The organism is Pseudomonas sp. BP01, from assembly GCF_022760795.1.
Taxonomy (GTDB): Bacteria; Pseudomonadota; Gammaproteobacteria; order Pseudomonadales; family Pseudomonadaceae; genus Aquipseudomonas; species Aquipseudomonas putida_Q.
On sequence record NZ_JAFBKA010000174.1, the window covers coordinates 1 to 201 of the forward strand.

The following is a 201-nucleotide window of genomic DNA, read 5'->3' on the forward strand; positions in this document are numbered from 1 at the left end:
TCACCATCAAGGCCGGGGAAACCAGCGCGCCGTACACCCACGATGCGCAGGGCGACGACGTTTACAACGACGCTGGTGAAATCAGCGTTGGCATTAAATCGGCGGTAGACGCTACCGGCGCCACCTTTGAAAACCTGGAGTTGGGCGGCGCTGCGAAAGTGGATGTCACCGACACCACCGACGAAGTCGTGGCCAAGTTGA

1 protein-coding gene is annotated in these 201 nt (G+C 59.7%); it reads left to right on the forward strand.

What is annotated here, in order from left to right; genetic code table 11:
- Nucleotides 1–201: immunoglobulin-like domain-containing protein (locus JOY50_RS28970; protein ID WP_243056223.1), on the forward strand; the 201-nt coding region annotated here is incomplete at both ends.